This window comes from Martinezella hainanensis (assembly GCF_900094555.1).
GTDB lineage: Bacteria > Pseudomonadota > Alphaproteobacteria > Rhizobiales > Rhizobiaceae > Rhizobium > Rhizobium hainanense.
On the sequence record NZ_FMAC01000007.1, the window covers coordinates 268988 to 290785 of the forward strand.

General features: G+C 59.5%; 10 protein-coding genes. 5 read left to right on the forward strand and 5 right to left on the reverse strand.

Going from position 1 to position 21798, the window contains the following annotated elements:
* The first annotated feature begins 15 nt into the window (after window positions 1-15).
* The 4 genes from GA0061100_RS22720 (at window position 16) to GA0061100_RS22735 (ending at window position 14265) form a co-directional block, all read left to right on the forward strand.
* The gene (locus GA0061100_RS22720; protein ID WP_075855003.1) at window positions 16-1929 is read left to right on the forward strand and encodes a non-ribosomal peptide synthetase; all 1914 of its coding nucleotides are present in this window, start codon (window positions 16-18) and stop codon (window positions 1927-1929) included.
* Window positions 1926-10013, forward strand: coding sequence for a hybrid non-ribosomal peptide synthetase/type I polyketide synthase (locus GA0061100_RS22725; RefSeq protein WP_075855004.1), 8088 nt, complete (start codon window positions 1926-1928; stop codon window positions 10011-10013). The genes GA0061100_RS22720 and GA0061100_RS22725 overlap by 4 nt, the downstream gene beginning before the upstream one ends.
* Window positions 10010-12493 carry a condensation domain-containing protein gene (locus tag GA0061100_RS22730; RefSeq protein WP_075855005.1) on the forward strand — a complete coding sequence of 828 codons (2484 nt, stop codon included), beginning with the start codon at window positions 10010-10012 and terminating at the stop codon, window positions 12491-12493. The genes GA0061100_RS22725 and GA0061100_RS22730 overlap by 4 nt, the downstream gene beginning before the upstream one ends.
* A 170-nt stretch (window positions 12494-12663) precedes the next feature.
* Entirely contained in the window at window positions 12664-14265 is a 1602-nt protein-coding gene (locus tag GA0061100_RS22735; RefSeq protein ID WP_075855006.1) for a glucosamine inositolphosphorylceramide transferase family protein, read from the forward strand.
* Here the strand turns inward: GA0061100_RS22735 and GA0061100_RS22740 are convergent.
* Entirely contained in the window at window positions 14235-14972 is a 738-nt protein-coding gene (locus GA0061100_RS22740) for a 4'-phosphopantetheinyl transferase family protein (protein WP_075855007.1), read from the reverse strand. The two genes, GA0061100_RS22735 and GA0061100_RS22740, sit on opposite strands and share 31 nt — an antisense overlap.
* 1 nt (window position 14973) lies before the next feature.
* A complete protein-coding gene (locus GA0061100_RS22745; protein ID WP_075855008.1) occupies window positions 14974-16158 on the reverse strand; it encodes a DegT/DnrJ/EryC1/StrS family aminotransferase in 1185 nt (394 codons plus the stop codon).
* Window positions 16159-16371: 213 nt separating this feature from the next.
* Here GA0061100_RS22745 and GA0061100_RS22750 point away from each other — a divergent pair, with 213 nt between their 5' ends.
* A complete protein-coding gene (locus GA0061100_RS22750; RefSeq protein WP_244557925.1) occupies window positions 16372-18090 on the forward strand; it encodes a GMC oxidoreductase in 1719 nt (572 codons plus the stop codon).
* An 85-nt stretch (window positions 18091-18175) separates the two neighbouring features.
* Here GA0061100_RS22750 and GA0061100_RS22755 read toward each other — a convergent pair whose 3' ends face one another.
* The 3 genes from GA0061100_RS22755 to GA0061100_RS22765 all read right to left on the reverse strand — a co-directional run bounded on the left by GA0061100_RS22755 (window position 18176) and on the right by GA0061100_RS22765 (window position 21692).
* On the reverse strand, window positions 18176-19012 hold the full coding sequence (locus GA0061100_RS22755; RefSeq protein WP_083961426.1) for a methyltransferase, TIGR04325 family: 837 nt from the start codon (window positions 19010-19012) through the stop codon (window positions 18176-18178).
* 37 nt (window positions 19013-19049) lie between these two features.
* The gene (locus GA0061100_RS22760) at window positions 19050-20600 is read right to left on the reverse strand and encodes an oligosaccharide flippase family protein (protein ID WP_244557926.1); all 1551 of its coding nucleotides are present in this window, start codon (window positions 20598-20600) and stop codon (window positions 19050-19052) included.
* A gap of 399 nt (window positions 20601-20999) precedes the next feature.
* Window positions 21000-21692, reverse strand: a complete 693-nt coding sequence (locus GA0061100_RS22765) for a sugar transferase (protein ID WP_075855009.1) — start codon at window positions 21690-21692, stop codon at window positions 21000-21002.
* Window positions 21693-21798: the final 106 nt, after the last annotated feature.

Sequence of the window (21798 nt, forward strand, 5' to 3'; positions counted from 1 at the left end):
ACCCGGAGAGCGATAATGATTGACCGCGAGGCGCAGGCAGACGCAATTGGCGCAGCAAGCATGCATTACGATCGCAATCTTTGCCTTCATCAAATGCTGCGCGAACAAGCTAGAGCAGTACCGGAGGCAACAGCTCTTGTCTCCGGCGACACCCATATCAACTATCGTGACCTTGATCGCATATCCGATGCGCTGGCCTTGCATCTGATAAAGGTGGGCGTGCACAAGGCCGATATCGTCGGCCTCTTTCTACCGCGCAGCGTCAATGCGATCATTTGCACCCTGGCCATACTGAAGGCCGGTGGCGCCTATCTCCCGCTCGATCCAGCCTTTCCCGTGGAACATCTCGACTTCGTTATCGCAGAATGTGCTCCCAAGGTCATTTTCGTCGATAATGCCCATGGCGAGAAGCTTGCCAGCGTGCCGAGCATGAACGGCAGGGTCATCGAAGCGGATGCCATTATCGCAGAAATGGCGCATCGGCCTGGCGCTGCGATGCCGGCAATAGACATAACGGGCGGCGATCTTGCCTATATCATGTATACGTCCGGCTCGACCGGGCGGCCCAAGGGAACGATGATCTGCCATCGCAGCATTTCGCGGGTCGTTCTCGATCAAAACTATGTCGAATTCAGCCGCAATGACGTCGTCCTGCATACGGCCACCATCTCCTTCGACGCATCGACGCTCGAAATCTGGGGTGCGCTTCTCAATGGCAGCATCTTGGCAGTCATGCCTGATACCGATTTCTCGATTTCACGCCTGTCCGATTTCATGCAGGAGACAGGCGTCACTATCGCCTTCCTGACGACAGGGCTGTTCAATCTCTTCGCCGATCATGCCCGCTCATCCCTGCCGAAACTTCGTCATATCCTCTTCGGAGGCGACGTCGGTTCGGCCGTTCACGCCCGCCGCTTTCTGGAGCATCATCCCGGCTGCAGGCTCACCAACGCCTATGGGCCGACCGAAACGACAGTCTTTGCCACCGCCTTTCAGGTTCTGCCGAGTTTTTCGGGCACCGAGCTGCCGATCGGCAAGGCGATCGCCCATACCGGAATCGCTGTATTGGACGAGGAGTTGCGTGTCGTTCCACCCGGCATTGAAGGTCAATTGGCGATATCGGGTGACGGTCTCGCTATCGGCTATTTCAAGCGGCCGGAACTGACGGAACAGAAATTCGTCACCGTCGAAACCAAGGATGGCGCAACACGCTTCTATCTGACGGGTGACGTGGCCTGCCTGAAGCCGGACGGCACCGTCACCTTCAAGGGACGCCGCGATCGGCAGATCAAGATCAACGGCAAGCGGATAGAGCTCGATGAAATCGAGGCCGCGCTCCGCCGCGACCCACGCCTTGCCGACGGCATCGTGCTTTGCCACATACAGGGCGAGAACCTCAAACGCATCGTGGCCTATCTATGCCCGAAGGAAAGCCATGTGGGCGCGGGCGCCGATCTGGTGCAAGGTGTCATGGCGACGCTGCGCGCGGCTCTTCCCGCCTATATGATCCCGAATGCCACAGTCATCGTTGACGCCTTCCCGCTGACGCCGGCCGGTAAAGTCGATCGTTCGAAGTTGCTGCCTCCTCCGGTCGAAAGCCAGACAAAGCCGGCAGACATCAGGAGCCGGACCGAGGAACTGCTGACGGCCCTATGGCAAGAGGCATTGGCGCTCGAAGGCGTCGATCTCGACCGGAACTTCTTCGATCTTGGCGGCACGTCCCTTCAGCTGATGGAAATTCATGCCGGTCTCGAAGAAGCACTCGGCCATGCGATCGATGTGGTTGCGTTGCTGCGTCATCCGACAATTCGTGAACTGGCGCTTCATCTGGATGGTCGCACATCCGGCCCGACCCGCATTGCCGCCGCGGCTCAGCGTGCGGCGTTGCAGAAGAAGGCGATCTCTCATATCCGCAGGAGCTCCTTATGAAAGGGAATCACCAGGAGAATGGCAAGCAGCGTGATTTCGAAGACAATGAGGAGCTGAGCGAGCAAACTTCCGGGCACATCGCCATTGTCGGCATGTCCGGTCGCTTTCCCGGCGCGCCCTCAGTGCAGGCGCTGTGGCAGCTGGTGCTTGAAGGTAAAAGCGCCTTTTCGCTCTTCTCGCCAGAGGAGATCGAAGACGCGTTTACCGACGAGGAACGGGCGCAGCCGAATTATGTCGCCGCGAGGCCCCATCTCGATGGTGCGGACATGTTCGACGCCGAGTTCTTCGGCATGTTTCCGCGCGAGGCTGCTGTTACCGACCCGCAGCACCGGATCTTCCTCGAAATATGCTGGGAAGCCCTCGAAGACGGCGGTTACGATCCACAGCGCTATGCCGGTCTGATCGGGGTTTTCGCCGGCTCCTCCATGCCGACCTATCTGATCAACAATGTTCTGCACGATCGCGCCAAGGCGGAAGAATTCACATCGAACTACCAGATCGGCTGCTTCCATGAGCTTGTCGGCGCGCTCAACGACACGCTGGCGACCCGCGTCGCCTATAAATTCAACCTGCGCGGTCCGGCTTTCACCTTGCAATCCGCCTGCTCAACCTCGCTCCTCGCGGTTTCTCAGGCATGCCAGAACCTGCTGACCTATAGTTGCGACATGGCTCTGGCCGGCGGCATTTCCGTTACCATTCCGCAAAAACGAGGCTATATCTACCAGGAAGGCGGCATGGCCTCGCCCGACGGAACCTGCCGGCCGTTCGATGCCAACGCCGCCGGCACGGTGTTTGCCAGCGGAGCGGGCGTCGTCCTCCTGAAGCGGTATGAAGATGCGCTCAAGGATGGCGATCACATCTATGCGGTCATTCGCGGCTACGGCATCAACAATGACGGCAGCGACAAGGTCGGCTTCACGGCGCCGAGTGTAGAAGGCCAGGCCGAAGCAATCGCGACGGCTCTCGCCAATGCCGCCGTCGATCCCTCGACCATCGGTTATATCGAATGCCATGGCACGGCGACACCGCTCGGCGACCCCATCGAATTCAACGGATTGACGCGCGCCTTCGCGCAGGATGCGCCGGGCTCGGCCAATTGCGCGCTTGGGTCGGTCAAAGGCACGATCGGCCATACGGACGCGGCAGCCGGCGTGACAGGCCTCATCAAGACGGCGCTGGCCTTGCGCTGCGCAAAGATCCCGCCGATGCCCAACTATCACCAGCCAAATCCGCGCATCGATCTTGAGAAAAGCCCCTTCTACATTCCGGAAACAGCAATCGAGTGGCCACAGGGACAGGAGCCGCGAAGAGCGGGGGTCAGCGCTTTCGGCGTAGGCGGAACAAATGTTCACGTCGTTTTGGAGGAGCCCCCCTACCAACCGGCTAAGTCGAAAGAGGTAGAAGGGCATTATATTCTCCCCCTTTCGGCCCGCAACAAGCAGGCGCTCGCCGAGATGCGCACCAATCTGAGCAATCATCTCGCCGAAAACCCGAAGCTTGCGATGGCGCAGCTGGCTCACACGCTTCAAACCGGACGACGCGAGTTCAACCACCGGCTGGCCGTCGCCGCCGAAAATATCGAGGAAGCGATCCTCAAGCTGACGACGGAGAGCTACCAGCCTCTCGTCGCCGCCGATCAGCCGTCGGTCGCCTTCATGTTTCCCGGCCAAGGCGCGCAATATGTCGGCATGGGTGCCGGGCTTTACCGCTCGGAACCGGAGTTTGCCCGCTGGATCGACCGCGGTTCCGAGCTTTTGAAGATGACGCTCGGGCTCGACCTGCGCGACTACATCTGCCACATCGGCCCAGCGACGCAAGCCATCGCCGACGAGCAGCGTGAAACCCGCATCGCCCAGCCCTGCCTCTATCTTGTCGAATATGCGCTTGCCCGATTGTGGCTCAGCCGCGGCGTCAAGCCGTATGCCATGATCGGTCACAGCGTTGGCGAATTTGTTGCCGCTACGCTCGCCAACGTCATTTCGTTCGAAGATGGCCTGCGTCTTGTGGCAAATCGCGGGCGGTTGATGCAGCATCAGCCGCAAGGGGCGATGGTCTCCGTTCGCGCCGATGCCGCAACGACCACCTCGTATCTGCGAGGTGAGGTGGAGATCGCCGCGATCAATGCCCCGAAACTTTGCGTCATCTCCGGCCCCTTTGCCGATATCGAGACGGTTTGCGCAGCACTTTCGGAAGCTGAGATCGCCTTCAGCCGGTTGCACACATCGCACGCGTTCCATTCCGCGATGATGAACGATGCGGCTCTAGCCCTACGCCAGGAGACGGAGAAGGTCACCTACGGTACGGCCACCATCCCCTTCATCTCCGGCGTCACGGGCGATTGGCAGACCGCCGAATTGGCAACATCCCCGGATTACTGGGCCATGCATTGCCGCGACGCCGTTCGCTTTGCCGACGGGCTTGCTACGCTCTGCCGCGACCGCAAACCGGTTCTTCTCGAAGTGGGACCAGGCCGCACACTGTCGGTCTTTGCCGCACAGACGATCGCACGAGACAGTCTTGCCGCGGTCGTACAAAGCCTGCCCGAACACGATCGGGCATCCGCCGCTGCAGCAACTCTTGCAGAGGCTCATGGCAAGCTATGGATGGCAGGGTGCCGCCTCAATTGGCCGGCTCTTCCATCGTCGGCCCAGCATCGGCTGTCCCTGCCGACCTATCCATTCCAGCGGCAGCGCCACTGGATCGATGCCCCGCCATCCGCGCGCCGTGCATCGACCAAGCACATCGATGCCGAAACAGACAGCCGGCCAGTGGCCGAACCCCTTGTCTCTGACGTCAACCTTACCGGGGAGAATCGAGCAATGAATGTTGCAGCAACCATTCCCACCTCCAACCGTCTGCCGCAATTGGAAACGGCTCTTCTGACCTTGCTCAGCGACATGTCGGGCGAAACGCTCGGACCGGACGAGCGGGCAGCAACCTTCCTGGAACTTGGCTTCGATTCCCTCTTCGTCGGCCAGTTTGCGCAACGCATCGAGAAGGACTTCAAGGTCAAGATCTCTTTCCGGGAACTGCTGAGCGACATTCCCTCCGTAGCCGATCTGGCAGTCTATCTCGATCAGCAAATGCCGCCGGATGCGGTAAAAATGGCAGAACCATTGCCCGCCGCCCCAATCGCTGTCGCATCGATGCCGGCCACACCGCTTCCGGCGCCGATGCCGATCATGATGCCCGCTCCGCAAGCCGTATCGATGCCGGCGGGGACATCGGATCTTGCGACGGTGCTGCAATCCCAGATCCAGATGGCGCAAACGCTGTTTTCCCAGCAGTTGCTGATACTGCAGGCCATGCAGGGCGGGGCTCCGGCTGCCGTAGCGCCAAGCACGCTGCCCACAGCGCCCGTCTTGCCGGCGCCGCAAGCTGCAGCAAGCCAGCCCTCCTCTCCTCCGGCCACCGCAGCTCCTGCAGAAAGCGATTTCGGCACTGAGCGCATCAAGCTCTACCGACCGAACGCCAAGAGCGTGACCTCTGAGATTTCCGTTGCCAAACGGGATTTCATCGCCAATCTCACGAGGGCCTATGAAACCAAGAACGCCAAGTCCAAGTCGTTCACGCAGGGTCATCGCGGGCATCTGGCCGATCCGCGCTCCGCATCCGGTTTCCGCGCGGATTGGAAGGAGATGGTCTTCCCGATCGTCTGCGACCACTCCAAAGGCGCCTATATCTGGGACATCGACGGCAACCAGTATGTCGACCTGGTCAATGGCTTCGGACAGACGGCCTTCGGCCATGCGCCTGATTTCGTGATCGACGCCGTTAAAGCTCAAGCCGACCGCGGATTTGCGATCGGTCCGCAGACGCCGCTTGCCGGCGATGTCGCAAAAATGATTGCCGAAGTGACCGGCCATGATCGGGTGACCTTCTGCAACACAGGTTCGGAAGCCGTCATGGCCGCGATGCGGCTTGCGCGCGCCGTCACCGGCCGCGATCGGGTCGTGGTCTTTGCCAATGACTATCACGGCCAGTTCGACGAAGTTCTGGTCAAGGGCCGCAATCGCGCCGACAAGCCGATTGCCCTGCCGGTTGCCTCGGGCATCCCGATGGCCTCCGTGTCGAACATGACGGTCCTGCGCTATGGCGCGCCGGAAAGTATCGATTTTATCCGTGCCAATGCCGGAGATATCGCTGCCGTCATCATCGAGCCGATCCAGAGCCGCCATCCGGAATTGCAGCCGCGCGAATTCGTCCGGGAATTGCGCAACATTGCCACCCAATCCGAATTCGCGCTCGTCTTCGATGAAGTCGTCACCGGCTTCCGCGTCGATCCGGGCGGCATGCAGGCGATCTGGGGCATCAAGGGTGACATGGCGACCTACGGCAAGGTCGTCGGCGGCGGCATGCCGATCGGCGTGCTGGTCGGCAGCCCCCGCTTCATGGATGCGCTCGACGGCGGCCATTGGACTTACGGCGACAACTCCGTTCCGATGACCGCGCCCACCTTCTTTGCCGGAACATTCGTGCGTCATCCGCTGGTGCTCGCAGCCGCCGAGGCGGTATTGCACCATATCAAGGGAGAAGGCTCCGCCCTCTACGATCGCGTGGCCCAGCGAACCGAGGCGCTCGTCGCCGAGATCAAAGCCGATCTTGCCAGGCGCGGCATCGCCGATGTCGTTCATGGCTACAAGAGCTGGTTTGCCACCGACTTCTCCAGCCAGGATCCGCTCGGCGCGCTGTTTTATGCTCAGATGCGGCTGAACGGCGTCCATATACAGGACGGCTACCCCTGCTTCCTGACGACAGCCCACAGCGAGGACGACTTCCGCTCCATCGCGAAAGCCTTCCGCGACAGCCTGGACGCCATGCAGGCCGTCGGCATATTCACCGCGATTGAAGAGCCAACCCTATCTGCAATGCCGATACAGGCATCCGTAACAAGGCTGCAATCGGCGCCGCTGACGGAAGCGCAAACGGAAATATGGCTTGCAGCCCAGGCGGGCGACGAAGCCTCATGCTCGTTCAACGAGTCCTTTTCGCTGACGCTGGAGGGACTGCTGGATGAAAAAGCCATCCAGAAGGCCTTCGACACCGTTATTGCCCGCCACGACGCATTTCATATTCGCTTCGACCGCGGCGGCGAGCACTTCCAGTTCATTCCGGACTTCAAGCTCGACCTGCTGCCGATCCTTGAAGACATCGATGACCAGGGGCTTGCCATTCTCATAGACGATGATGCTCATACGCCCTTCGATCTCATCAATGGTCCTCTGGTTCGCGCCAGCATTATCAAGCTGGCACCCGAAAAACACGTACTGGTCTTCACGGCCCACCACATCATCTGCGACGGGTGGTCGATCAACACCGTCGTCGAAGAACTGGCATCCGCTTACGAGGCCTATAAGGCCGGCAGTGCTCCGGAACTCCAGCCGGCGCTCTCCTTTGCCACCTATTCGACCGACCTTTCCCCAAGACCCGAGAAGTCCCAGGCAACCGAGCAATTCTGGCTCGATCAGTTCAAGACGGTTCCGGATCTTCCCGATCTGCCGCTTGATCGTCCGCGGCCGGAATATCGCAGCTTTGCCGGCGGAAGCTGCACCGGCCATATCGGCACCGATGTCTACAAGGCGCTGAAGAAAAGAGGGGCGAAGTCGGGCGCGACGCTGTTCTCCACCCTGCTCGCGACCCTCCAGGTGATGATATCGCGGCTGTCGGGTCAGGATGACATCGTCATCGCTATCCCCTCGGCCGGCCAAAGCCTGCTCGACGGCCAGATCCTCGTCGGCCATTGCGTCAATCTGCTGCCGTTGCGTCAGGCGGTTTCGCTGGCGGAGCCGTTTGCTGCCCATCTGAAGGCAACGCAGCAGCTCGTCTTCCAAGCCTTCGAACATCAGGACTACACCTACGGTACGCTGGTGCGCAAACTGGATACGAAACGCGATCCGCGCCGCCTGCCGCTCACCGAAATCCAGTTCAACCTGGAGCGCATGGCCGGCGGATCGTCGTTTGGCGGCCTCAAGCCGACCATCGAGCCGAATGCAAAGGCCTTCTCCAACTTCGACCTGTTCTTCAACATGATCGAGGCGAGCGACCACATCCGCATCGATGTCGACTACAACGCCGATGTCTTCGACCGCGCGACCGTGGAACGATGGATCGGCCATTTCTCGACGCTGGCGGCAGCCTTGGCCAAGGATATGGATCACAAGGTGGGCGAGCTGCCACTGCTTTCTGACGAGGAGAAATCCTGGCTGGTCGACGATCTCAATCGGACGGCGATGTCTTACGATCACGATCAATTCGTTTTCTCGCTTTTCTCCAGGCGTGCAGCCGAACATCCGGATGCCGTTGCTGCTCAACATGACGGCCAGTCGATCACGTACGGCGAGCTGGAAACGCGATCGAACCAGCTGGCCCTCTACCTCCAGATGGCGCTTCCAGACCCGGATCAACGCATCGCGATCCTGATCGAACGGTCACTGAACATGATCGTTGCCCTCCTCGCCGTCATGAAGGCAGGGCATACCTACGTTCCGATGGATCCGGCGCATCCGGAACCGCGCCTGCGGCAGACGCTGGATATAGCGCGCATCCGTGGTCTGATCTGCGACAGCGACGACATGGCTCGGCTTGCCGCGGCGGATATTCCCGTTATCCGGCTCGATCAGGATGCCAAGGCGATCAGCTCGATGACTGGCCTTCCGCTGAAGACCCTGCCCGTCGATACGACCGCGTCGGCCTACATCATCTTCACCTCCGGCTCGACCGGCATGCCGAAGGGCGTGGAGGTTTCGCATCGATCCCTGACGAACTTCCTTCTCTCCATGGCGAAGGAACCAGGCTTCAGCGCAAGCGACACGCTCGTTGCCGTCACGACGATCTCTTTCGATATTGCCGGCCTCGAACTCTACCTGCCGCTGATTTCAGGCGGAAAGGTCGTCATCGCCGGCCGCAGCCAGGTGCAGGATGGTTTCGCTTTGGCAAAGCTCGTCTGCGACCACGACGCTACTGTATTGCAGGCAACGCCCACGCTTTGGCAGATGCTTGTCGAGGCGGGTCTGAAGGATCGGCCGGCGCTGAAAATGCTCTGCGGCGGCGAACCGCTGCCCAGGGAACTGGCGCGCTCCCTGCTTCAAATCGGCGGCGAGCTCTGGAACATGTATGGCCCGACGGAAACGACGATCTGGTCGTCGCTGCAGCGCGTCACGGATGCCGATCAGCCGATCACAATCGGTCATCCGATCGCCAACACCCAGCTCTTCATCCTCGACCAGAGCGAGAATATCGCGCCGGTCGGCGTCGTTGGCGAGCTGCACATTGGCGGCGACGGGCTTGCCGAGGGCTACTTCGATCGTCTCGATCTGACCGAGAAGGCTTTCGTTCCGCATTGCTTTGCGGTCGGCAGGCCGATGCGGCTTTACAAGACCGGCGATGTCGGACGACGGCTTGCCGATGGGTCGCTGCAGCTGCTCGGACGGCGTGACCAGCAGATCAAGCTGCGCGGCTTCCGCATCGAACTCGGCGACATCGAGGCCGTCATTTCCAAGGTGGAAGGCGTGCGCCAATGTGCAACTGTCGTCGCCGAAAACGCCAAGGGCGATCGTTCATTGGTCTGCTACATCGTGCCAGCCGTAAGCGGCAACGATGCACTCGCAGCCGATATCGCGGCACATGCCAAAGCTAATCTGCCGGCGCACATGGTGCCGAGCTTCTGGGTGATGGAAAGCGAGCTACCGCAGACCGGCAACGGGAAACTCGACCGCAAGACCTTGCAGCAGCGTGGCGTGCCGCAGCGCGGTGCCGCGCCAACCAAGGTCCAGCCGAAAACCGAGATGGAACAACGGCTGCTGGCGATCTGGCAGGATGTCCTGAACCTTGGCGACATCGGCGTCGACGACAATCTCTACGCGCTGGGCGCCGATTCACTTGCCATATTCCGCATCGCAGCCCGCATGCGCGACAACGGGCTGCCGCTGGAGGCAAAACATCTGTTGCGCCATCCAACGATTACCGCACTGGCGGCCTTTGCCGATGCCCAGGGGGGGGACCAGTCCGACCCTGTGCAGCTCCATATTCCATCACTGCGAGATTTTCGTAACGGCGCACGCCGCGGCCTGGGGGCATCTCTATGAGTACAGTCGACAACAGTCCAAGCGGCTCGGTTGCAGAACCGCAGATCATCGGTGAATTTCCTTGTACGCAGACACAGCTGCGCTGCTGGATTCTCGATCAGCTCAATCCCGGCAACCCCGCGCTCAACGTTGCGGTCCGCTGGGAGATCCGGGGGATATTCAGGGTCTCGACCCTTGAGGCAGCCTTTCGAAAGATCATTCAGCGCCACGAAATACTTCGAACCCGCTTTATCGAAAGGAACGGCAGCCCCTTCCAGCAGGCCGTCAGCGACGTCAATTTCAAGATGTCGGTGATCGATCTGCGCGGCATGCCGCCGGAACAGCGCCAGGCACGGATCTTGTCGATCGGCGAGGAGACGGCGCAGGCACCCTTCGATCTCAGCACGGCAGGCCTATTCCGCGTCACACTGCTGATGGCTGAAAACGAGCGTGGCTTCCTGCTGATAACAGCTCATCAAAGCTGCTTTGACGGCTGGTCGATCCGTGTTCTCGGGCGGGAAGTCGGCGAAATAGCCGCAGCAATCGATGCGGGGCGTGCACCGGTCCTGCCCGAGCTGCCCTTGCAATATGGCGACTATGCCCTCTGGCAGCAGGAATATCTGCAGAGCTATGGTTTCGAAACGGAAAAAACCTTCTGGCGCGAAACTCTGCTTGGCGCCCCTTATTTCGAAGTCATTTCCGACCGGCCTCGCGGTCAGGTCAAAACCAATCGCGGCGATATTCTCTCCATCGTACAGCCAGCGGCCTTCACCGATCGCATGGATGCGGCCGCGCGCGCGCATTGCGTCTCGCAATATAGTTTCGGCGCGGCCGTCCTCAGCGCGGCCCTTCATCGGCTGACCGAAGCGCCGACCGTGCTCTTCGGCTCGCAGATTGCCGGTCGCGAACACAGCGATCTGGAAGACATGATCGGCGTCTTCATCAACAATCTCGTGCTGCGTTTCGATTTCGGCTCCGATGTCAGCTTTGCCGAGCATATTCGTTCCGTCAGCGCGACGATCGAAGGGGCGCTGAACCATCAGCGCATGCCGTTCAACAAGCTCGTGGAACTGGTCAATCCGGTGCGCGATCCGGCTCGCAACCCGCTGATTTCGGTCAACTTCAACCTGCAGAAGGCCTTTCTGGAAGATCGTCGCTATGGCGGCTTCGAGCTCATCAGCTCGCCCTCGCAGTCCCCCGGCGTCATCTACGACCTCAGCTTCATCATGATCGGACGGCCGACCGGCTGGCGCATGTCGATCGAATACAATGCCGACCTGTTCGAAGCCAGCACCATCGAAAGCCTCCTGCAACTATGGAGGAACGCGTATGAAATTGCTCTCGATCGCCCTGAGGCGCCGCTTTCTTCGCTCATTGCGCCGGAACGGCACGTGGCAACTTCCGCCAAGACTGCGCCGATGGATGGCGCCGTCACAGGCAAATCGCCACCGAATACGCGAATGGAAGCGCTTGCTGAAATCTGGAAGGAAGTCCTACAGGTTCCGCAAATACGCCCGGATGATGATTTCTTCGCGCTCGGTGGCCACTCGCTTCTCGCGCTCCGGCTACTATCGGAAACACGCGCAAGATTCGACGCAAACCCGACATTGCAGCTTCTATTCAAGCAGCCGACGTTTGCGGGCTTTGCAGCTGCAATCTTCGATAGCGAAGAGGTCGAGAAACCGCAGGAAAAAGCCGTAAACCCGTGGGAGCTGATTACCTGCAAACATGGCGTGGGGACCGGCGCGGTCTATACTCTCAACCATCCATTCCTGTACTACCGCCTTGCCAATGAATTACCGGACAGGGTCTCGGTATACAATGTCAACATGTTCCACGCGGATCTAAAAGGCGGCCTGGACCGTCTCAGTATCGAGGATATCGCCGGCCGTGCGATCGATGCCATGCAGATCGACAAGGCCGTGGGACGCATTGCCATCGTCGGTCTCTGCGTCAATGGCGTCCTTGCGATGGAAATCAGCCGGCAACTGCGCGAAAGAGGCATGGATGTCGGCGTCACGGCCATCATCGATGCCTGGGCTCCAGGTTATTTCGCCTCCTTGCCCAAACGGGAGCAAGCGCGATGGCACCGGGAGCGGCGACGTAAGCGTCTTGCCTATTTCACCCGAAAGCTGCTGTCCCGCCGTATCCGGCTGATCGACTATCTCAAGGAGTTCGAAGTCTCACTGTCGCTTCTGAGGATCTTTGGCGTCAAGGCCGGTCAATATTCCCCTGAAGAGGAGGCGAACGAGGCCGTTACCAAATTGCTGGTGGCGGCAGCGCGTCGCTACAAGCCGCCGCAGACAAAGGATGAAAGCGTCGTTCTGCTTAGAAGCAGTGCGACCCATCCTCGGGCGCGCAAAATGCGGTTTGGATGGGGTGATGCGGTCGGAGAGGACTGCATGGTGGTCGATATCGACGGCTGGCACGAGGATTCGCTGACCAGCAACGGTATCCGCGACCTGGCCTCGACGCTCTCGCGAAAACTCACCACCGACTAGAGCGTGATGCCGAAAAGTGTACGCGGTTTTCGGCATCACGCTCTACTTCTTTGATGCTAGAGCGGATTCAAATTTTAAGTCGAACAGACCTAAAATCATCCGGCTCCAGGTATCCGCCAACGCCCCGGAACAATATCCGGCAAGCGGCCGAGCCATAAGAGGAAACAGCCATGAACGAGACCAAGCCATTGAGGGTCGGCATTCTCGTCGCGCGCGGACATGCGCTCGAAAACTGGGAGCTGATGATCCTGGACCGGATTCTGGCGGCGCCGGGTCTGGAGCTCGCAGCCGTGCTGACCCAGCCTTATCCGTTTGGCGACGGGAAGACATCGAAGCTGTTATCCTGGAGCACACGATTGGAGACGCGAGCCCTTGCGCGTCAACCCGCCTATTCGCCAAAGAATTTCAATTGCCGGCGTCACTTTATCGACTGCTACCAATCCGATGGCGACAAGACATGCACCCCTGACAACATCACGGCGGCATCGTTGCGCCGCCTGAAGCTGGATCTCGTCGTCCGCATGGTTCCAACGAGCATGGCCGACGACGCGATCGCTGCTCTCCCATTCGGAGAATGGGCCTTCAATCTCTCCGACCGACGATCGGCCGATGTGGATTGGTACGGCTATGCCGAGGTCCTTGCCCGCGCGTCGACTGCCGATCTGGTCCTCTATGCCAAGCGCGGCGGCAAGGCCGGAAGGCTCGAGATTGCGCGGGCGTCATTCAACATCAAGCCGAGCGCAACACGATTGAGTGCCTTCGTCCGGGAGCGAAGCGTTACACTTCTGCTGCGGGAGCTGACGCGGCTCGCCGACACCAGGCATTTCAATCCATCCGCCTTCACTGGCCCGATTGCCGATCGGCCACCATCGCTCGGTGACCTCTTTCGCTACGGCTGCATCGTCGCAGGATCTGTCTCGGTCAAAGCATTCAAATCGATCAGGGCGAGGCTCCGCGCCGAGTCGGCCATATGGACGCTTTATACGGGACGCGGCCATATCGATGATTTCGATCCGAGCAGGGCGGTCGAAATTCCGCCTTCCGACAACAGCATCAAGGCCGATCCATTCCTGTTTCAGGAAGATGGAAAATGCTATCTGTTCTACGAGGCCTATTCCCGCGGCGACCGCAAGGCGCATATCGCGGTCGGCCGTTTCGACGGTGATGCGCTCACACAGGTCGGGGTGGCGCTGGAGCGCCCCTACCATCTCTCCTATCCATTCATCTTTCGCGATGGTGACCAGATCTTCATGATACCGGAAACGCATCAGGCACGGCGCCTCGAGGTCTGGCGCTGCTGTGAGTTCCCGCTGAAATGGGAGCTCCACGCCACGGCCTTCGAGGGCCAGTCGCCGGCCGATAGCGTCTTGATCCGTCATGACGGCAAATGGTGGCTATTCACCAACCTGTCGGATTTCCATGCCTACGAAGACCATTGCAGCGAGCTCTATCTGTTCGAGGTCGACGGCCCGGCGCTCACAGGCATAAGACCCCACAAGCGAAATCCCGTCGTCATCGGCAGCACCGAGGCGCGCGGCGCAGGGCGTATCTTCGAACGTGGCGGCAGGCTCTTGCGACCCTCGCAGCACAATGCGCACGGCATTTACGGCTATGCTCTCAACATCATGGAGATCGAGAAACTCACGCTCGACGACTATTGCGAGCGCCGCATCCGCACCGTTACCCCGGTTTTCAAGGCCGGGCTCCATGGTTGCCATCATTTCGATGCCGCCGATGGGCGCTACATTCTCGATGCGCGGCTGACCATCTGACTGATATTTCCATTGCGATAGCGCAGGCACACCTGGTGCCCGCCGGTCGAGGCAACGACGGCGCCGGCGAAGTTGGCAGGTGTGGCAAGTTCCAGAATGGCCCAGTTCTGTGGTGCATCTTCATCCCCCTCCAGCCGTTCCAATCGCGATTGCTTCGATCTGTCGAACGTGACATCGAAACTATCAAGCGGCAGCGACAAACCGGCACCATGGGCTTTGATGAACGCTTCCTTGCGCGTCCAGCAGCGATAGAAACCATCCAGGTAGCCATCAGCCGGCAGCGATCGAAGCGTCTGATACTCCTTGCGGGAGAAGAACCATTTCGCGATATCTTCCTTCAGGAATCGAATTTCCTCGATATCGATGCCGAGCTCATAGTGATCGGAAACGGCAAGCACGGCCCGGTCGGCGCTGTGGCTGAGATTGAAATGGATGGGACAAGCACCGCCGATCGCGACGTAAGGCTTGCCGTTGTCGCCATAGTCGAAGCCTATCAACCGCGGCGGAATGCCGAGATAGCGCCCGAGGATCACCCGCATTCCGGTCCTGGCGGCGACGAAACGATGCCTGTCGCGATCATGGACGAAGCGAATGGTCCGGACGCACTCATCGAGCGACAGCAAGGTGATGTACATGCCGAGATCAGGCAACGGCATGTCCAGCTTCCAGTGCCAGACATCGATTGTGTCAGGCCCGATATTCTCCATGTCAGATCGTTGCGTACAAGAGATTGGCATTCTTCGGTTTGGCCTGACGCGACATCCGCCTGGCCATGTAGGCGACCAGCGCCACCGGATAATTCTCTCCAAGACTGATGCGGCAGCTGCGCTTCAGGATGTCGAGCGTCTGCGCACAGAGTTCCGGCGTGTATTCGATCTTTCGATCCGTCCAGTGGAAGGGGTTCATCGCCGGGTGACCGGTACGCTGCTGCAGGACCGGTTGCCAGTTGGTATAGACATGGCGGCTGGAATCGAAGAGCCGATAGACGCCGCGCCTGTTTTCCTCGGCAAATCTCTTGGCCTCGTCCGACGTTTCGAAGATGACGTGGAGGCCTGCCGCATTGCCGATATCGTTGTGAGGCCCCACCATGATCCATGCGCTCTTGGCGAAGATTTCGCTCATCACATCGTAACGCTCACGCATGCGGGCAATCATCGGATCGAGCTTTTTCAACTGCACGTTCAGCATGGCGCCTTGAATCTGACTCGCCTTGAAATTTACCCCCAGCATGGGCGGCTCGTTGGCATTGTCGAGGTGGCCGCGAAACATGGAGCCGATATCGTGATACATCCGGGCCCGGGCAAACAGCCGCGCGTCGTTGGTAACGACAGCCCCGCCCTCCCCGCAATTGATGTTCTTGAACTGATTGAAGCTGAAGGCTCCGAAATCACCGATCGTACCGACCCGCTTGGTCTTGTAATGCAATCCGACAGCCTGGCAGGCATCTTCAATGACCACGAGATTGTTCTCGCGGGCAATGCGCATGATGCTGTCCATATCGCACACCATGTTCGACATATGAACCGGAATGATTGCCCTCGTCTGCGGCGTGATCTTACGCAGGATGTCCTGCGGGTCCATGGTGAGCGTGTGGTCGATATCGACCAGAACCGGCACCGCGCCTGCGGCCAGTGGGGCAGCTGCGGTTGCAATCCATGTATAGGCTGGCACGAGCACTTCATCTCCGGGGCCGACGCCGGCGGCAACCAGCGCCGAGATCAGCGCGCCTGTTCCGCTACTCGTCGCCAGCGTATGGCGCACACCGAACTTGGTGGAAAAATCCGCTTCGAAGCGTCCCAGCGGGCCACCGGTCTCGTCGCTGTAGCGTGCCAATTTGCCCGAGGCAAATACCGGCGCGAGCGCCAACCACTCACGTAACCCCACTTTGGCCATGATTTTCGCTCCCCAGGAAACTCGGCATTTGCTGGAGAGCCTAGCCTGTGATTGCCGCATTTTCAGCATGGACTTCCGACTGAAAGGGCCGCCGGAACCGATCAGATCACCTATCCGAAATCGGTAGATATCGTCCGCGCCTATGCCAATCGAACAGTTATCCGCACGCTCGCGATGCTGGTAAAAATTACGAAAATGGGCGGGAAAACGATCATGATAACCAGCGACTTGAGATCTATGCCGGAAGGGATTGAAATACATGCCGATATTGCGATTATCGGCGGCGGACCGGCTGGAATTGCGATCGCCCGCGAGTTTGCGGATACCCGGATTCGTGTCCTTGTCATCGAGAGCGGCGGCCAAGATTACGAGGCTGAAATTCAGGCACTGAATACTGTCGAAAATATTGGTGAGCCATTCGTTTCGGCGGATGCCGTGCCTGAAGGGCGAGGCTATACCGGCAAGCTGGCATGGCTGAACGATATTCCCGCATTCGAGCTGCGAAATCGAATGCTTGGCGGCAGCAGCCATACCTGGATCGGCAAATGCGCCGCCTTCGATGACATCGATTTCCTGAACCGGCCTTGGCTGCTGCTTTCCGGCTGGCCGATCAGTCGCGATCAGCTGCTGCCCGCACTCGATCGTGCTGGCAAACTGCTCAACCTCGGGCCTAACCTTTACGATGAACGCCTCTTTGCGCTGCTGCATTCACGCCCGGACGATCTCGGTCTGGACAATCAGCTTCTCAAGCCCTTCTTCTGGCAATTCAGCCACATGCGCCATCCGCGCGCCGAGCCGACCCGCTTTGCCCGACTTGCGGGCGATATCGCGGCGGCGAACATAAGTTTTCTGACACAGGCGACGGTGACCGAGATCAATGTCGACCGCCAGGGCAGAAGAGTAACCTCCCTCAATCTCATGAGCCCGATCGGCCGACACGCGACTGTCCATGCGAACACGATCGTTCTTTGCGGCGGCGGCGTCGAGAATGCACGCCTGCTGCTTGCATCCAATTCCCGGTTGCCGGCAGGCGTGGGCAACAAGCACGACGTTGTCGGCCGCTATCTCTGCGACCATCCCCGCACATCGCTCTGCCGCTTTACGGGGCGCGACATCGACGCCATCGCAAGGCATTTCAATTTCTATGGCCTCGGCCATGGCGGGCATACGCATTTCTATCTCAGGGGCCTGTCCTTGAGCCCTGAAATTCAAGCACGCGAAGGCCTTACCAACTGCGCCGCCTATCCGGTGCAGATCCACGCTACGGATGATCCCTGGGCAGCGCTGAAGCGCCTGACGAAGGGGGCGGGCAAGACCGCCATGGGAGATCTTGCGACGGTCGTGAAATCGGCTGACATGATCGCCTCAGGGCTCTACGGACGCCTCGTGCGCAAGCGCGGTCTGCCGCATCGCTCGACGGAATTGCGCTTCGACGTCATGGTCGAACAACAGCTCAATCCGGAGAGCCGCATCACCTTGGCGAAACAACGCGATCGATTCGGTCAGCCATTGCCGCGTATCGACTGGAAGATAGGGCCGCGCGAAATAAACAGCGTCAAGCGGCTTGCTGGGCTTGTTTCAAGCGAATTCGTTCGCGTTGACTTACCGAGGCCCGAGCTACCGGATTGGATCGTGGCAAGGGAGAGCACCCTGCCCGTCTTCATGGATATGGCGCATCCCTCCTGCACCACCCGCATGGGAACCGACCCGCGGACGAGCGTCGTTGACACCAACGCCATGGTTCATGGCATCGACGGCCTGTTCGTCGCCGGCAGCTCGGTGTTTCCAACGCCGGGCCACGCCAATCCGACGCTGATGCTGCTTGCCTTGTCGATCCGTCTTGCCGATCACCTCAAGCAACGACACGCGGCCACGCAGGTGCACAGACTGCGTCATCAGAGCGAACCGGGCCTATCGCTCCATCACGGCTAGAGCCTTCCGCTCGAATCGCGAAAAGGCTCCAGCCTTTTTGGTAATTCCTGACTGAAAGCCGCTATGCACTTTTCCTGGAATTACTCTAGCCCAGCCGAAAATAGAAGCCGGCGCTCTCGCTGCGGCCGAGCTCGGGGTGGGTATCTATGGCATGCGACAGGGAAGGAATGGACCAGCGATCGACCAGTTTGTAGCCAAGCCTTGCGATATCGCCGGTGAAGTCCGCTTCGTTGCGCATGTGATAGGGGACATACGACCTGCCGATGCGTTCCAGTGTGACGATAGTCCTGCCCTTGCGGAGCGCAACCTTGTTGAGGATCAGATGACGCGGCCGCGAGGGCATTTGCGATAGCAGACCGGACAGCGGCATATCGAGATATTGCATCAGCCCGGATCCGAGCAGCAATGGCATCTCGCCCGCATCTCCGATCCGATCGACAAAGGATAAGCTCGTCAGGCCCTCCTTCTCCGCAAGGCCTTGCCCGGCGCGGACGATGGCCGGCAAATCATATACGACCCAACGAAATGCACCATCGAGCGGCAGCAAGGGACGAAAGGCCCGATATTTCGTGCCCATATGCCCACCGGCGTCGACGAGGCCATCGATCTCGTGCAGCAAATTGCGGACCCAGAACAGCACCGGATAGTCCCACGGCGTCACTTCACACATTTTGGCGAATGCAACGGTTGCGATCTCATCGTGATCGTAGCCGGCCATAGTGTGCCTGGGGGCAGCAGCCATGGCAGCCTCATAGCTGTCATAGGCGCCCGTAAACCGCCGTGGAAAGGGCAAGAGATAGTTCAGCCGCCCTCTGGCCAGGCGCAGCGGCAAAAGCCCCTGTGCGACCGTCTGTGCGGTGCCCTTAACGGCCGAACGTGCATGCGCCGACCACGATGAACCGGACCACAACGAAGCTGTCATCTTGCACCCCTATCTCTGTCCATTCAATCGTCGCCGATCAGCGTCTGCCCGAGAGAATCGAAACTGTGCCTCCACTCATCTTCTCCAGAGCCAGAAGCGTGCAGACATAGATTGCGCCGCCCGAGACCACCTGCAGCAACACAGTCAGTACACGTTGCATACTGAGCGATCCGGCGAAATAGCCGAGCCCGTAAACCGCCGACGCCATCAATGCGACGGCAACGGCAAGATAGCCGCTCTTGCGCAACACACGTCCCCACCGGAGGCCGCCATAGCTCTTTTGCAGGTGCATCGATGTGAAGAAGGAGATCAGGGATGCCGCGCATTGGCCCCAGGCAGCAGCGACAACGCCGAAAGGTGCCAGAAGCAGGATCAGCGAGACGGAGACCACTGCGTTGAGCAGGAGGGTCGGCGGCATGCGCCTGATATTGCCCGACAGGGACAACAGCGCCTCCGTCACGTAACCCGGCATCAACAGGATCTGTTTCAGCGACAGGATCGCCACGAGAACCGCCGCAGGCGCCCATTTTTCGCCGAGAACAATCTCGATCAAATCGGAGGATATCAGCGAAAGACCAAGATAGATCGGCGTGCAGATCGCCATGAGAACCGTCATGAAGACGGTTGCAGAGGGGCCGGCGTCGCGAACCTGCCTTCCGTCCACCCCGATCACGATCGCCGCCCGGCGAAACAAGGTCCAGGCCAGCATTCGCGCCGGCTCGCCAATGAGTTCGGAAAATGCCGCGACGATGCGCTCCGCAACCCGATAGTAGCCTGCCTCCGAAAGGCCTAGAAAGCTGCCGATCGCGAGCGTTCCGGAATAGGATCGCAGAAAGAGGATCAGCCGGTTCGACAGGATATGGCTTGAAAATTCGAGAATCTCGCGCGCGAAAGGCCAGGTCAGATAGAGCCTGGGACGCCAGGCGAGTACGGCTGCCGAGCCGGCAAGACAGACCAGCTGCGAAACGAGCCGTCCGGCCGCGAGCGAAAACACGTTCCATCCGACCCACAGTCCCAACAACGTGGCGCAGAACCCGGCAATTTCGCTCGTTATGCGGATAGCGGCCTGTTTGCGCAGCAGGCCACGCGCGACCAGTAGCCCATCGTAAACCGCGTAAAGAGACGATGGCAAAAACCAGCAGCTGAAAAGAACGAGGAGAAGCGCTTCGTGCTGCCTGCCGAAAAAGCGCCAGGCAATGGCGGCACCCAGCAGCCCGACGACCGTAACGAGCACGCCGGCAATGATCGAGAGTGTGCCGATCTGGTCGAGCTCCCGGTCCGTACACTCGGCCTTCATGACGAACTCGCCCCATCCGCCCTCTGAGATCACGACAAGCATGACGACGATGGCGGAGCTGAACGCGTAGAGGCCGAATTCGGCCGATTCCAGCACGCGGGCGGCGACGAGGAATATGAGAAGCTGGACGACCTGCGATACGACTTTCGAAACGAGCGTCGAGGCTCCGTCGCCGACGATCGCGGGCATGCGGGCGCGCAGCCAATGACGCAGGCTCATCCAGACAGTGCGCTTGGGGCGAAGCGGAAAGCTATCCATCAGCGCACCGTCGCGGTAAGTAAATACGAGCAAATCCGGTCTTCGCATCGCCCGGTTGAGAAATTCTGTTTAAATTTAACATGATAATCCACAGTTCTTTCCAGCCCTGCACCAGATAAAATCTATAATGTTCCCATTCAGGACATGATTCCGTGTAATGAAACGCTGCCTGTAAGCGGGGTGCGCCGGAATTATTCGATTTTGTTTTGCAGAAATTATCGCCCTGAACGTCAGGGTCCCATCGAAATTCTCGGCAATAGAAGAGGGGCTTGCCGGCAATTGTCATGAAACACCACGCAGAGCCGCTTATGAAAGACGAAAACAATGATCGCATCGCCTCGAGACAGCCAGGTGGATTGCGCCAGAAACTTTTGCTTCGTTGGATTCTGGTGATCTTCTGCCTTGTCGCTTGGATTGCTGTCGCCGCTTTTTTCATTTGGTGAGACGTTCTTTTTCGTTGCGTGCGAGCAACACGACGCCGACCGTTTTTACGAGGATTGCAAAGTCGGTGCGCAATGAACGACTGTGGAAGTAATCCAGATCGAACTGGATACGCTCCTCATAGGTGGTTTCCGCATGGCGGTTGACCTGCCAGAGGCCCGTGATCCCCGGCCGCAGCCCCAGATAGCAATAGAGATTGGCTCCATAGCGATCGAGCTCCGCAGCAACGACGGGTCGAGGCCCGACCAGGCTCATGTCACCGCGCTGAACATTCACCAATTGTGGCAGTTCGTCGGCGCTGCTCATGCGCAGATACTTCCCGAGCCAGTGCACGCGCGGGTCGTTGGTCAGCTTCTGCGTCGATAGCCATTCCTGCTTTCGCATCTCATCACGGGCCAGCAGCTCCGCCAGCTGCCGATCGGCATCCTTGCGCATCGTGCGGAATTTCAGGCAGTCGAACGGGCGTCCATCGCGGCCGACACGCGTATGGCGATAGATGATGGGCCGGCCGTCGACCAGAAGCAATGCAATCGCGATGACAAGCAGAGCCGGCGCCAGAAACAACAGCCCGAGCCCAGAAAGAATAAGATCGACAATACGCTTGGCGCGTCCGCGCCGTTCCGTCCGCTTCGCCTCGCGACGAGATCGCTCGCGATGGGCAATGCTGTCAAAAGTCGATAACATCTTCCGGACCCCTCACCACTATCATGCTTCCTTCAAAGGCTGCCAGCTGCCCCAATCCTTGACAATTGACCCTGCGGACATTGGGTTAGTCCCATTGGCGTAGGAC

Coding starts and splice junctions, on each gene's coding strand:
- GA0061100_RS22745 (WP_075855008.1), bottom strand. CDS start 16,158: ATGGCCAAAGTGGGGTTACGTGAGTGGTTGGCGCTCGCGCCGGTATTT.
- GA0061100_RS22765 (WP_075855009.1), bottom strand. CDS start 21,692: ATGTTATCGACTTTTGACAGCATTGCCCATCGCGAGCGATCTCGTCGC.
- GA0061100_RS22750 (WP_244557925.1), top strand. CDS start 16,372: ATGATAACCAGCGACTTGAGATCTATGCCGGAAGGGATTGAAATACAT.
- GA0061100_RS22735 (WP_075855006.1), top strand. CDS start 12,664: ATGAACGAGACCAAGCCATTGAGGGTCGGCATTCTCGTCGCGCGCGGA.
- GA0061100_RS22740 (WP_075855007.1), bottom strand. CDS start 14,972: ATGGAGAATATCGGGCCTGACACAATCGATGTCTGGCACTGGAAGCTG.
- GA0061100_RS22730 (WP_075855005.1), top strand. CDS start 10,010: ATGAGTACAGTCGACAACAGTCCAAGCGGCTCGGTTGCAGAACCGCAG.
- GA0061100_RS22720 (WP_075855003.1), top strand. CDS start 16: ATGATTGACCGCGAGGCGCAGGCAGACGCAATTGGCGCAGCAAGCATG.
- GA0061100_RS22725 (WP_075855004.1), top strand. CDS start 1,926: ATGAAAGGGAATCACCAGGAGAATGGCAAGCAGCGTGATTTCGAAGAC.
- GA0061100_RS22755 (WP_083961426.1), bottom strand. CDS start 19,012: ATGACAGCTTCGTTGTGGTCCGGTTCATCGTGGTCGGCGCATGCACGT.